The organism is Bradyrhizobium elkanii WSM2783 (assembly GCF_000472865.1).
Classification (GTDB): Bacteria; Pseudomonadota; Alphaproteobacteria; order Rhizobiales; family Xanthobacteraceae; genus Bradyrhizobium; species Bradyrhizobium elkanii_A.
On record NZ_AXAP01000043.1, the window covers coordinates 18,359 to 30,946 of the forward strand.

General features: G+C 63.2%; 11 protein-coding genes. 4 read left to right on the plus strand and 7 right to left on the minus strand.

Going from position 1 to position 12,588, the window contains the following annotated elements; all coding sequences use genetic code 11:
- The first annotated feature begins 3 nt into the window (after positions 1-3).
- From YY7_RS0130220 to YY7_RS0130235, 4 genes are all read left to right on the plus strand, one after another.
- Positions 4-477, plus strand: coding sequence for a 3-hydroxyacyl-ACP dehydratase FabZ family protein (locus YY7_RS0130220; RefSeq protein WP_028166494.1), 474 nt, complete (start codon positions 4-6; stop codon positions 475-477).
- On the plus strand, positions 470-1,657 hold the full coding sequence (locus YY7_RS0130225) for a beta-ketoacyl-ACP synthase (RefSeq protein WP_028166495.1): 1,188 nt from the start codon (positions 470-472) through the stop codon (positions 1,655-1,657). Before YY7_RS0130220 ends, YY7_RS0130225 begins: the two co-directional genes overlap by 8 nt.
- A 32-nt stretch (positions 1,658-1,689) precedes the next feature.
- A complete protein-coding gene (locus tag YY7_RS0130230; RefSeq protein WP_028166496.1) occupies positions 1,690-2,967 on the plus strand; it encodes a beta-ketoacyl-ACP synthase in 1,278 nt (425 codons plus the stop codon).
- Positions 2,968-3,041: 74 nt separating this feature from the next.
- Positions 3,042-3,977 carry a lipid A biosynthesis lauroyl acyltransferase gene (locus tag YY7_RS0130235; RefSeq protein WP_028166497.1) on the plus strand — a complete coding sequence of 312 codons (936 nt, stop codon included), beginning with the start codon at positions 3,042-3,044 and terminating at the stop codon, positions 3,975-3,977.
- Between the two features lie 117 nt (positions 3,978-4,094).
- Here the strand turns inward: YY7_RS0130235 and YY7_RS0130240 are convergent, their stop codons facing one another.
- The 7 genes from YY7_RS0130240 to YY7_RS0130270 all read right to left on the minus strand — a co-directional run bounded on the left by YY7_RS0130240 (position 4,095) and on the right by YY7_RS0130270 (position 12,577).
- Positions 4,095-5,204, minus strand: coding sequence for a polyamine ABC transporter substrate-binding protein (locus YY7_RS0130240; protein WP_035691283.1), 1,110 nt, complete (start codon positions 5,202-5,204; stop codon positions 4,095-4,097).
- A 4-nt stretch (positions 5,205-5,208) separates the two neighbouring features.
- Entirely contained in the window at positions 5,209-6,378 is a 1,170-nt protein-coding gene (locus YY7_RS0130245; protein WP_028166499.1) for an aminotransferase, read from the minus strand.
- Between the two features lie 7 nt (positions 6,379-6,385).
- Positions 6,386-6,715, minus strand: coding sequence for a rhodanese-like domain-containing protein (locus YY7_RS0130250; RefSeq protein WP_028166500.1), 330 nt, complete (start codon positions 6,713-6,715; stop codon positions 6,386-6,388).
- Between the two features lie 110 nt (positions 6,716-6,825).
- Complete coding sequence (locus YY7_RS0130255) at positions 6,826-8,751, minus strand: potassium transporter Kup (protein WP_028166501.1); 1,926 nt, start codon at positions 8,749-8,751, stop codon at positions 6,826-6,828.
- Positions 8,752-8,899: 148 nt separating this feature from the next.
- Positions 8,900-10,798: a potassium transporter Kup gene (locus YY7_RS0130260; RefSeq protein ID WP_028166502.1), complete on the minus strand. Its 1,899-nt coding sequence runs from the start codon at positions 10,796-10,798 to the stop codon at positions 8,900-8,902.
- 140 nt (positions 10,799-10,938) lie between these two features.
- The gene (locus YY7_RS0130265; RefSeq protein WP_028166503.1) at positions 10,939-11,769 is read right to left on the minus strand and encodes an OmpA/MotB family protein; all 831 of its coding nucleotides are present in this window, start codon (positions 11,767-11,769) and stop codon (positions 10,939-10,941) included.
- A gap of 34 nt (positions 11,770-11,803) precedes the next feature.
- Complete coding sequence (locus tag YY7_RS0130270; protein ID WP_028166504.1) at positions 11,804-12,577, minus strand: motility protein A; 774 nt, start codon at positions 12,575-12,577, stop codon at positions 11,804-11,806.
- Positions 12,578-12,588 lie beyond the last annotated feature (11 nt).

Consider the following 12,588-nt stretch of genomic DNA (forward strand, 5'->3'; position numbering starts at 1 on the left):
CCCATGCAGCTCGAATATTTCACGCTCATCGATCGCATCGTCGACCTCAACATCGGCGACAAGACGATCGTGGTGGAAGCTGACGTTCCGCAGACCAGCACGATCTTCGAGGGCCATTTCCCGGGCTATCCGATCATGCCTGGCGTGCTGCTGACGGAAGCGATGGCGCAGTCGTCCGGCTGGCTACTGCTCGGCCTGATGAAGTTCGAGCGGATGCCCTTTCTCGCGATGATCAAGGAAGCCAAGATGCGTGGCTTCGTCAACCCGGGCGAGGTACTGACGATCGAGGCCAAGGTCGAGCATGAAGGTTCGGGCTTTGCGGTGACGTCGGCCAAGGTTCGGGTAGGCAAGGAATTGAAATGCAGCGCCGATCTGACATTCCGCCACATCCCCTTCCCCCATCCCGATCTTCGCGTGCACATGGACGCGATGGCCAAGAAGATCGGCTTTCCGCTGCAGGCGCTGACGCATGACTGAGCGGAAGGAAGTCTGGATCACCGGCATTGGCGTCCTTTCGTCGCTCGGCGAAGGACTGGACGCGCATTGGGATGCGCTCAACGCCAAGCGCATCAACATCGACGACAAGCGGTTCGCGCCCTACATCGTCCATCCGCTCGCCCCCGTCAGTTTCGACGCGCAGATCCCGAAGAAGGGCGACCAGCGCCAGATGGAAGCCTGGCAGCGCATCGGCACCTATGCTGCGGGGATGGCGCTGGATTCGGCCGGCGTCAAAGGCAATCAGGAAATCCTGTCCCGCATGGACATGATCGTCGCGGCCGGCGGCGGCGAGCGCGACCTCGCGGTCGATACGGCGATCCTGAACGCCGATGCGCGTGGCAATTTCAGCCCCGGCTTCCTCAACGAGCGGCTGATGAGCGAGCTGCGCCCGACGCTGTTCCTGGCGCAGCTCTCCAACCTGCTCGCCGGCAACATCGCCATCGTTCATGGCGTCCGCGGCACCTCGCGCACTTTCATGGGCGAGGAAGCCTCCAGCATCGATGCGGCGCGGATTGCGGTGGCGCGCATCGAGGCCGGCCAAAGCGACATTGCGCTGGTCGGCGGCGCCTATAATGGCGAACGCCTCGACCTGCTCGTCCTCTTCGAATTCGGCGACTTCAACCTGACCGGAGAGTTCACTCCGGTCTGGGCCCGCGAGAACAACAGCGGATTCGCGCTTGGTTCCGCCGGCGCGTTCCTGGTGCTGGAATCCCGTGAGCACGCCGAGGCGCGCGGCGCCAAGCCTTATGCCAAGCTCTCCAAGGTGGTCGCCGACCTCGCACAGCGTAAACAGCCGGGCGCGGTGACGAAGTCTCTGGAGGCGCTATGGTCGAAACTCGGCGTCGACGACGATGTCGGCGTGGTGGTCACCGGCGCGACCGGCGCCGAGCCCGTCACGTCAGAGGAGCGCGCGTTCCTGCGCCAGCACCAGGGCCTTGCCGTACGCGCCACCGGAACGATGTTCGGCCACACCGTGGAGGCCCAATTCCCGCTCGGCGTTGCCCTGGCGGCGCTCTCGGTCTCACGCGGCGCGCTGTTTCCGCCGAACGATCCGACCGGCTTCGAGGTTGAAAAATCCGATCCGCCGACCCAGATTGTAGTGATGGGAACCGGTCACTGGCAGGGCGAAGGGATGGCCCTGGTTGAGGCCGTCAAGTAGGGCGCATTCGCGCGAGCATCGACGGGGGAAGCATGGCGACACCACGCGATAAGTTTGGCAGGCCGATCGTTGTCGTGACCGGCATGGGCATCGTCACATCGCTCGGCGCCGGCAAAGCCGACAATTGGGCCAAGCTCGTTGCCGGCGAATCCGGCATCAAGACGGTCACCCGTTTTCCGATCGATGGACTGAGGACCACGATGGCGGGAACGGTGGATTTCGTCAGCGTCGATCCGTTCACCTCGACCAGTCTTTCTGAGCGCATCGCCGAAATCGCCACCGACGAAGCGCTGGCGCAATCCGGTATCGGCAGCAAGGGTGACTTTCCAGGCCCGCTCTTCCTCGCAGTTGCGCCGGTCGAGACCGAATGGCCGCAGCGGCTCGAACTCGGGCGCACGATCGACAAGAAGGAATTCGACTACTACGACATGCTGCGTGCGAGCGGTGGGGGCAGGTTCGCCCCCTATCATGATCGCTTCATGTTCGGTTCGGTCGCAAAATACCTCGCCGAGAACTTTGGTACCAAGGGCTCGCCGATCTCGCTGTCGACCGCCTGCGCCTCCGGCGCAACCGCGATCCAGCTCGGCGTCGAGGCGATCCGTCGTGGTGAGGCGGATGCGGCGCTCTGCGTTGCAACCGACGGCTCGGTAAATCCCGAGGCCGTGGTCCGCTTCTCCCTGCTCTCCGCACTGTCGACGCAGAACGATCCGCCGCAGGCTGCCTCCAAGCCCTTCTCCAAGAATCGCGATGGCTTCGTGATGGCGGAAGGCGCCGGCGCGCTGGTGCTGGAGAGCTATGAGGCGGCCACCGCGCGCGGCGCGAGGATCCTGGGTGTCGTCGCCGGCTGCGGCGAACTGACTGATTCGTTCCACCGCACCCGCTCGAGCCCGGACGGCAAGCCGATCATCGGCTGCATGCGCAAGACGCTGGCGGACGCCGGGATGGAGCCGGAGCAGATCGACCACATCAACGCGCACGGGACAGCGACGCCCGAGAACGACAAGATGGAATATCTGACGACCTCGGCGGTCTTCGGCGAGCAGATCTCGAAGATTCCGGTGTCGTCGAACAAATCGATGGTCGGCCACACGATCTCCGCGGCCGGTGCGGTCGAGGCGGTATTCTCGCTGCTCACGCTCGAGCATCAGCGGATTCCACCGACCATCAACTATGACGTACCCGATCCGACCATTCATTTCGACGTGGTCGGCAACAAGGCGCGCGACGCCCGCGTCACTGCCGTGATGTCCAATTCGTTCGGCTTTGGCGGGCAGAACGCCTCATTGATCCTGACGCGCGAGCCGGCCTAGAGCATGATCGGAAGAACTGATCTCCGGTTTTCCGAAGAGATCATGCTCAACCAAACGCTGCGCCGCTTGTCGCGATGAACCGCCTCCAGCTCCTTCGTGCCCGCGCGCGCCTTCGCGACGCCATCAAGCCCGTGGGCGAGGCGGCGGTGGGCGCGCTGACGATCGCTCTGTTGCGCACCACGCGCTGCTTCGATCCGTTCAAGACTGCCGATTTCTTCGGGCGCGCTGCGCATTTCATCGGTCGCAGGCTGCGTGAGGACCGGATCGGTCGCGAGAATCTGAAGGCCGCGTTTCCGGAAAAATCGCCTGAGGAGATCGAGAAGATCCTGGCCGGCGTCTGGGACAATCTCGGCCGCATCGGCGCCGAATTCGCCCATCTCGACCATATCTGGGACTACGACCGCGACCATCCCGAGAACAGCCGCATCGAATTGTCGCCGCGGACCATGGAGCTGTTCGATCAGATCAGGGACGACGGCAAGCCGGCGCTGATCTTTGCCGCGCATCTCGGCAATTGGGAATTGCCGGCGCTGGCGGCGGTTGCGCACGGGCTCGACACCGCGATTTTGTTCCGCCGGCCGAATAGCGAAGCCGCCGACCGTGCGATCGAGAAGATCCGCGCGATCAAGATGGGCACGCTGATCCCCGCCGGCCGCGACGCGCCGCTCCGGCTTGCGCAGGCGCTGCAAGACAACAAGCACGTCGCCATGCTCGTCGACCAATATCTGACCAACGGGGTCGAGGTCACCTTCTTCGGCCGCAAGACCAAGGCCAACCCGACGCTGGCGCGGCTCCGGCGTCAAGTGGAATGCCCGATCCACGGCGCCCGCATCATCCGCCTGCCCGACAACCGCTTCCGCGGCGAGCTGTCGGAGGAAGTGAAGCCCGTGTTCGACGCGTCCGGGCAGATCGATATTCAGGGCACGATGCAGGCCGTCACCAATGTGATCGAAGGCTGGGTGCGCGAATATCCGGAACAGTGGCTCTGGCTGCACCGCCGCTGGCGGTGAGCCGACTGCTGCCTTAGCGCGTCATTGCGAGCGTAAGCGAAGCAATCCATTGCGCCACTTGCGGAGATATGGATTGCTTCGTCGCTGCGCTGCTCGCAATGACGGCGGCAGCGAGCCTCACTTCCCCGTCTTCACCCTGGTCCAGAGCCGGTTGATGATCCGCTGGGTGGCCGGGTCGCGCGCGGTGATGACGAACAGTTTCTTCTGGGTCGCTTCGTCCGGGTAGATGTCCTTGTCGTTGAGAATCTTCGGATCGATCAGCTTCTGGCTGGCCAGGTTGCCGTTGGCGTAGGACAGGAAGTTCGAGTTCTTCGCAGCGACGTCCGGCCGGTAGAGGTAGTTGATCAGCTCATAGGCCTCGGCGACGTTCTTGGCGTCCGAAGGAATCGCGAGATTGTCGAAGAACATCTGCGCGCCCTCTTTCGGGATGGCGTAGCCGATTTCGATGCCGTTCTTGGCTTCGACCGCGCGGCTGCGCGCCTGCATGATGTCGCCCGACCAGCCCACCACGAAGCAGATCTCGCCGGAGGCGAGCGCGCTCAGATATTCCGAGGAATGAAACTTGCGAACATAAGGCCTGATCTTGCTGACGAGGTCAGCGGCCTTCTCGAGATCGGCTTGCTTGGTGGAGTTCGGATCAATGCCGAGATAGTTCAAGGCCGCGGGCAGGATGTCGTCAGCGGAATCAAGCATATGGATGCCGCAATCCTTGAACTTCGCGAGATTCTCCGGCTTGAACACCATGTCCCAGCTATCGATTCTGGCGTCGGGGCCGAGAATCTTCTGCGTCATTTGGACGTTGTAGCCGATGCCGGTGGTGCCCCACATGTAATTGGCGGCGTAGTTGTTGCCGGGATCGTAGGTCGCGAGCTCTTTGGTCACCACCGGCCAGGCATTGGCGAGATTCGGCAGTTTCGCTTTGTCGAGCTTGAGGAAGACCTTTGCGGTGATCTGGCGCTGCAGGAAATAGCCGGTCGGCACCACGACGTCGTAGCCGGACTTGCCCGCGAGCAGCCGCGTTTCCAGCGTCTCGTTGGCATCGAAGGTGTCGTACACCACCCTGATGCCGGTCTCCTTGGTGAAGTCCTCCAGAACACCCGGCGCCATATAGTTCGACCAATTGTAGAAATTGACCGTGCGTTCCTCGGCGCAGGCGGATGAGGAGACGAGCAGAGCCGCGGCAAACAGGGCGGCGAGACAAATTGAATGACGGCCCTGCCCGTGCATCTCTCTACCTCTTTCGACGGTGCACCGCGTCCGACAGACGCTCGAGCGCAGTGTCGAGGGTTGCATCCTTCTTTGCAAAGCAAAAACGTACGACCGAGGTCACCGCGTCCTTTTCGTAGAAGGCCGAGACGGGGATCGCCGCCACCTTGTAGTCGGTCACGATGCGCCGGCAGAACGCCTCGTCGGTCTCGTTGAGCCCGAGCGGAGACAGGTCGACGGTGAGGAAATAGGTACCTTGCGATTTCAGGACGGGAAAGCCGAGGCTCTCCAGTCCCTTTGTCAGCCTATCCCTGCTCCGCGCCAGATCCTTGCGCATGTCGTGAAAATACGCATCCGTCTTGCCGAGCCCATAGGCTACCGCCGCCTGCAGGTTGGGCGCGGTGGTGAAGGTAAGGAACTGATGCACCTTGGCGGCAACCCGCAGAAGCGGCGGCGCGGCGCAGACAAAACCGATCTTCCAGCCGGTGAGTGAAAAGATCTTGCCGGCGCTACCGACCTTGATGGTGCGGTCCCGCATGCCCGGCAGCGTGATCAGCGGGATGTGCTCGCGGCCATCGAAGATCACGTGCTCCCAGACCTCGTCGCAGATCGCGACCACGTCGAACTCCTGGCAGAACCGCGCCAGCAGTTCGAGGTCCTCGCGCGGATAGACCACGGCGGACGGATTGAGCGGATTGTTGAACAGCACCGCCTTGGTCTTGTGATTGAAGACGCTCCGCAGCATCTCCTCGTTCAAGCGCCAGTGCGGCGGCTCCAGCCGCAACAGGCGCGGAATGCCTCCGGCCTGACGGATGATCGGTAGATAGGAATCGTACACCGGCTGGAAGACGACCACTTCATCGCCCGGTTCGACCACGGCCAGGATCGATGATGTCAGCGCCTCGGTGCCGCCCGAGGTCACCATGACTTCCGTCATGGGATCGAGGTCAAGTCCGTGCCAGCGGCCGTAATGGGTCGCGATCGCCTGCCTGAGCTCGGGGATGCCCATCATCGACGGGTACTGGTTGTAGCCGTTGACGGAAGCGTCCGCGGCCGCGCGGCGGATGTCTTCCGGACCGGGATCGTCCGGAAAGCCCTGGCCGAGATTGATGGCATTATTGTCGCGCGCGAGCTGCGACATCGCTTCGAAGATGGTGACGGGAAGGTCTGCGAAGACCTTGTTCATGGAAGTCATGGAAAGGTCAGCCGCCCGTCTTGGTCGGCAATCCCGCAGCCTTCCAGCCCAACATGCCCCCTGCCAGATGCTTGTCGTAAGGCAACCCCGCCGCCTGCGCCGCGAGCGATGCCGTCACCGAGCGCTTGCCTGAGCGGCAGGCAAACACGACCTCTTTGCCCTGCGGATCCGGAATCTCGTCCGGATCAAACGTCGACAGCGGCACGACGACGCCATCCGGATAGGCCTCAGCTGCGACCTCGTTGGGCTCGCGGACGTCGACCAGGAGATAGCGTCCATCCGCTATCCCGTTCGACACTTCCTGAGGCGTTAGATCATGCACCTTGTGGTCGGCCACGCGCGTTCTCCAGACAATTCTTGGGCTCAGCCAGCCCCGGTTTCGGGCGCAAAGTCGCCTCTTGCGCGGGGAAAATCAAGCACCGCAAACAGCTTAGGACCGGCAAAAAGCTAGATCGTGACCTGCGTTCCGACCTCGACGACGCGGCCGGTCGGGATCTGGAAATAGTCGGTGGCGTCGTTGGAGGCGCGGCTGAGCGCGATGAACAGATGGTCCTGCCAACGCGGCATGCCGGAATGCGCGGCGGGCTTGAGCGAGCGCCGCGACAGGAAGAACGAGGTCGACATGATGTCGAACTGCCAGCCGAGCTTGCGGGCGATCGCCAGCGTCTTCGGCACATTCGGCGATTCCATGAAGCCGAAGCGCAGCGTCACCTTGGAGAAAGTCGGGCTGATCTGCTCCATTCGCACCCGCTCGGACGGGTCGATCCGCGGCGTCGGCGCGGTCTCGATGGTGAGAATGACGTTCTTCTCATGCAGCACTTTGTAGTGTTTTAGACTATGCATCAGCGCGGTCGGCGCGCTGGCGGGATCGCTGGTCAGGAACACCGCTGTGCCCGAGACGCGCTGCGGTGGCCGCTTCTCCAGCATCGCCACCAGATCGGCGAGCGGGAATTCCAGCTTGCGCGACTTCTCGAACAACAGCCGGCTGCCGCGCCGCCACGTGATCATCAGCGCCATCACGGCGCCGCCGAGCGCCAGCGGCACCCAGCCGCCCTCAAGCACCTTCAGAAGGTTTGCCGTCAGGAAGGTGAAGTCGAGAAACAGGAAGGGCGCGATCAGCGCGGCGGCGGCGATCGGCGACCATCGCCAAACCTTCCACACCACGACAAAGCCCATCATGCCCGTGACCACCATGGTGCCGGTCACCGCGATGCCGTAGGCCGCGGCCAGCGCGCTGGAGGAGCGGAACATCAGCACCAGCAACAGCACCGCGATGAGCAGCATCCGGTTGATGCGGGGAATAAAGATCTGCCCCGAATGGGCTTCCGAGGTATGGCGAATCTCGAAACGCGGCAGCAGGCCGAGTTGGATCGCCTGGCGCGTCAGCGAATAGGCGCCGGTGATGACGGCCTGGCTGGCAATGACGGTCGCGACGGTGGCAAGCACGACCATCGGGATCAGCGCCCAATCCGGGAACATCAGGAAGAACGGATTCTCGATCGCCTTGGGATCGACGATGACGAGCGCGGCCTGCCCCATATAATTCAGCACCAGCGCCGGCAGCACGATGAACATCCAGGCGAACTGGATCGGCCGTTTGCCGAAGTGCCCGAGATCGGCATAGAGCGCTTCCGCGCCGGTGACGGCGAGAAACACCGCGCCGAGGGTGACGAACCCGATCACACCGTGATGAAGCATGAAGGAGACCGCATACAGCGGATTAAAGGCCAGAAGGACCTCGGGATGCTTGATGATCTGCGGCACGGCTGCAATCGCCAGCACCGCAAACCAGACGCACATGATCGGTCCGAAAAATGCGGCGACCCGCGCTGTGCCATGGGATTGCACGGCAAACAGCACCACCAGGATCAACGCCGTGACCGGCACGACATAATGTTCGAAGGTCGCGGTGACGAGCTTGATGCCTTCGATCGCCGACAGCACCGACAGCGCCGGCGTGATCACCGCGTCGCCGTAGAACAAGGCCCCGCTGATGATGCCGAGCATCACGACCGCGCCGGCGCCCTTGGTAACGGCGCGTTCGGCCAGTGCCATCAGCGCCAGCGTTCCACCCTCGCCGTGGTTATCGGCGCGCAGCAGGATCACCACATATTTGAGCGTGACGACGACAATCAGCGCCCATAGGATCAGGGAGAGCACGCCGAGGACCGCCTGCGTCGTGGCGACGCCACTGTGCTCGCTGGCCGCGACAACGGCTTCGCGCAGGGCGTAGAGCGGGCTGGTGCCGATGTCTCCGTAGACGACGCCGATGCTGCCGAGCGTCAGCGCTCCGAACCCTGCCGTGGAATGCGCCTCTCCATGTCCACTGGCCGCGGGCGTTTCCGCCGCGGTGACCGCACTCTCGGACGACATGGGAGGGAGCCTCTATTGTTCACTGCACAATGAAACAGCGCGGCAGGCCTATATCCTCGCTCGAATGCATAGGTTAGGCGAGAAATGGGTTTCCGCCATGCATTTTACACATAGCTCGGTCGTTTAACCAGCCACAATCGTGCGCCGGTCAAATAGTTACCTGGGTGCCGACCTCAACCACCCGCCCCGTCGGAATCTGAAAATAGTCGGTGGCGTCGTTGGCGGAGCGGCTCATGGCGATGAACAAGTGATCCTGCCACAGCGGCATGCCCGACTGCGCCGCGGGCTTGAGAGACCGCCGCGACACGAAGAATGACGTCGCCATGATATCAAACTGCCAGCCGAGCTTGCGGGCGATCACCAGCGCTTTCGGAACGTTCGGCGACTCCATGAAGCCGAACCTGAGGCGCACCTTGGAAAACTTGTCGCTGGTGCGTTCCATGTAGACGCGCTCGGAAACATCAACGCGCGGCGTCTGCGCCGTCTCGATGGTCAGGATGACATTCTGCTCGTGCAGCACCTTGTTGTGCTTGAGATTGTGCAGCAGCGCGGTCGGCACGAAGCCGGGATCGCTGGTGAGGAAAACCGCGGTGCCCTTGACGATGTGCGGCGGCCGCTTCTCCAGGCTCTTGATCAGATCGTCAAGCGGCACCTCGATGCGCCGGGTCTTGGCGATCAGGATGGCCGTCCCGCGCCGCCAGGTCCAGATCATGGCCGCCATGGCTGCGCCGAACAAAAGCGGCACCCAGGCGCCCTCGAATAGTTTGAGGAGATTGGCGCTCAGGAACGTCATGTCGACCACCACGAACGGCACGATCACCGCGGCCGCGGTCGCTGCGCGCCAGTTCCACAATTTCCAGATCACCACAAAGCCCATGATGCCGTCGGCGACCATGGTGGTGGAGACGGCGATGCCGTAGGCCGATGCCAGTCCGCTCGAGGTGTGGAACATCAGCACCAGCAAGAGGACGCCGACCAGCAGCAAGCGGTTGACGCGCGGCAGATAGATTTGCCCGGCATGGGACTCCGAGGTGTAGCGGACCTCGAAACGCGGCAGCAGGCCGAGCTGCACCGCCTGCCGGACCAGCGAATAGGCGCCGGTGATGACGGCCTGGCTCGCGATCACGGTGGCTGCGGTCGCGAGCACCACCAACGGCAGCAGCAGGAAGTCGGGAACCATCCGATAGAACGAATTCTCGATCGCGGATGGGTCGGAGAGCACCAGCGCCCCCTGCCCGAAATAATTGAGCAGAAGCGACGGCAGCACGAAGAACAGCCAGCCGGACTGGATCGGCTTGCGGCCGAAATGGCCGAGATCGGCATAAAGCGCCTCGCCGCCGGTGACGGCCAGGAACACCGCGCCCAGCGTCACCAGCCCGATGGTGCCATGCGTGAGCAGGAACTGGAGCGCGTAATAGGGATTGATCGCCGCCAGTACAGATGGGTCATCCTTGATGTGGACCAGCCCCATCACGGCGAGCGTGGCGAACCAGACCACCATCACGGGCCCGAAGGCGGAGGCTACCCGCCCGGTGCCGATGCGCTGGACCGAGAACAAGACGACCAGGATGACGATCGTGACAGGCACCACGTAATGTTGGAGTGCGGGCGTCGCGAGCTTGAGGCCTTCGACCGCCGACAGCACGGAAATCGCCGGCGTGATCATGGAATCGCCGATGAACATCGAGGCGCCGACCACGCCGAGCGCCAGCAACAGCCAGCTTCTCCGCCCCAGCGCCCGCTGCCCCAGGGCCATCAGCGAGAGCGTGCCACCCTCGCCGTTGTTGTCGGCGCGCAGGAGCAGCAGCACGTATTTCGACGTGACGACAATGAAGAGCGCCCACAGGATCAGCGACAGCACACCCAGGACGATGATTCGGGATACCGGCTGTCCATGCGTCGCGCCGGCAACTGCCTCGCGGAACGCATAGAGCGGCGAGGTACCGATATCGCCGAACACCACGCCGATACTGCCCAGCGTCAAGGCCCAGAAGTTGGACGTGACCGGCCCTTCTTGGACCTCGCTGGATGAGACGCTGACAGCCATGGCGGGAGGAACGCCCCATCTGCTAGTTTGATCCGGCGCCGCTATCCACGCTTCCGCGTTCCCTGTCAACGGTTGCGGCGGCCGCGACAAGCGCGTAACGGTCTCCGGCGGGACTGGCGGCCGATAGTAAATTCGGCGGATTACGGCTTCAAGCCGGGCGGCAGCGGCGGATCCTCACGCATCAAGGTGATGGTGACGCGACGGTTTGCCGCGAGCGAAGGATCGTCCGGAAACAACGGCTGGCTGTCGGCCTTGCCCGAGACGGCGAAGATGTGCGAGGGGGGCAGCCCTTCGCGCTCCAGGATCTGGCGCACCGCGTTGGCGCGGTCCGCCGACAGGTCGAACGCTCCGTAGTCGCTGCGCGCCGGCACGAAACCGGCGGCGGTGTGGCCGACGATGGATACGCGCAGGGGCGTTGCCTTAAGCGGCCCGGCGAGCTTCTGGATCAGCCGCCGTGTCCGGTCGTAAGGTACCTTGGAGCCGTCGGCGAACATCGAGCGGCCGTCCTGGTCGATGATCTCGAGGTTGAGGCCCTCCTTGGTTTCCTCGAACATGATGTGCTTGGACATTTCGGTCAATTCCGGCATGTCCTGCAGCGCCTGCCGCAGCGAAGCGGACGCGAGCGCGAAGGCGCGGTCGGTGTGCAGCTTGGCGCCGTTCTCCTGGTTGCGCTCCTTTTCGTCGGGCGTCGGCTTGTCCGACGTCTCCTCCGGAGAGATATGCTCGACATTCTTCAACTTCGGCCGCGTCGGCAGGCCGTCGGATTCGATGATACCGGAATAGCGCACATTGGTCTGCGAGCCGAAGGCGTCGCGCATCGAGCCTGCGACGATCTTCAGCTTGTTGTTGTCCATGCTGGAGAAGGCGACGAGCATCACGAAGAAGCTCATCATCAGCCCCATCAGGTCGGCGAAGGTCACGAACCAGCCGTGACCTCCGGTATGTGCGTCGCCGCGCTTTTTCTTGGCCATCGGGTGAAGCTCCGGACCGCTGCCAGGCCGAAGGTCAGGCCGGCACCGGCTCGCCCTCTCCTTCGCGGTGCTTTTCGGGCAGATAGGCGAGCAGCATTTCGCGGACCAAAGCCGGGCTCTTCGAATCGCGGATCATCAGGATGCCGTCGATGATCAGGGTGCGATTGGTCTCCTCGTCGAGGAGCTTGCCGTGCAGCTTGTCGGCGATCGGCAGGCAGAACAGGTTCGCAACCAGCGCGCCGTAAAGCGTGGCCAGCAGCGCGGTCGCCATGAACGGGCCGAGCTTGGAGGGATCGGTCATGTTGGCGAACATCTGCACCATGCCGATCAGCGTGCCGATCATGCCGAAGGCCGGCGCGCAGTCGCCGATCGCGCGGTAGATCTTGCTGCCCTCGTCGAGATGCATCAGGAAATTGTCGCGGTCGCGTTCGAGATTGTCGCGAATGAATTCGAGGTCGTAGCCGTCGGCGACGTAGCGGATTCCCTTGGCCAGGAAGGGCTCGTTGGTCTCGACCTTTTCAAGGCCCACCGGCCCCTGCTTGCGGGCGATCTCGGCGATCCGGGCCAGCTCGTCGACGAGATCGCGTGCCGAAAGCCGGCTCATGGTGAAGGCGAATTTGGCGCCCAGCGGCAGGCCATGCAGGATCGCGGCCAATGGAAAGCGGATCATCGTGGCCGCGATCGATCCGCCGAAAATGATGATCATCGCATGTTCGGAAATGAACATGTGCAGGTCGCCGCCCATCAGCATCATCGCTGAGATCACGATGATGCCCATCACGAGCCCGACGCCCGTCATAATATCCATGGGAGACTCCA

What these genes read in the sequence shown, in the direction of transcription:
- YY7_RS0130260 (WP_028166502.1), bottom strand. Translation starts at nt 10,798, where the DNA reads ATGGCTGTCAGCGTCTCATCCAGCGAGGTCCAAGAAGGGCCGGTCACG.
- YY7_RS0130225 (WP_028166495.1), top strand. Translation starts at nt 470, where the DNA reads ATGACTGAGCGGAAGGAAGTCTGGATCACCGGCATTGGCGTCCTTTCG.
- YY7_RS0130255 (WP_028166501.1), bottom strand. Translation starts at nt 8,751, where the DNA reads ATGTCGTCCGAGAGTGCGGTCACCGCGGCGGAAACGCCCGCGGCCAGT.
- YY7_RS0130240 (WP_035691283.1), bottom strand. Translation starts at nt 5,204, where the DNA reads ATGCACGGGCAGGGCCGTCATTCAATTTGTCTCGCCGCCCTGTTTGCC.
- YY7_RS0130265 (WP_028166503.1), bottom strand. Translation starts at nt 11,769, where the DNA reads ATGGCCAAGAAAAAGCGCGGCGACGCACATACCGGAGGTCACGGCTGG.
- YY7_RS0130270 (WP_028166504.1), bottom strand. Translation starts at nt 12,577, where the DNA reads ATGGATATTATGACGGGCGTCGGGCTCGTGATGGGCATCATCGTGATC.
- YY7_RS0130245 (WP_028166499.1), bottom strand. Translation starts at nt 6,378, where the DNA reads ATGACTTCCATGAACAAGGTCTTCGCAGACCTTCCCGTCACCATCTTC.
- YY7_RS0130220 (WP_028166494.1), top strand. Translation starts at nt 4, where the DNA reads ATGCAGCTCGAATATTTCACGCTCATCGATCGCATCGTCGACCTCAAC.
- YY7_RS0130235 (WP_028166497.1), top strand. Translation starts at nt 3,042, where the DNA reads ATGAACCGCCTCCAGCTCCTTCGTGCCCGCGCGCGCCTTCGCGACGCC.
- YY7_RS0130230 (WP_028166496.1), top strand. Translation starts at nt 1,690, where the DNA reads ATGGCGACACCACGCGATAAGTTTGGCAGGCCGATCGTTGTCGTGACC.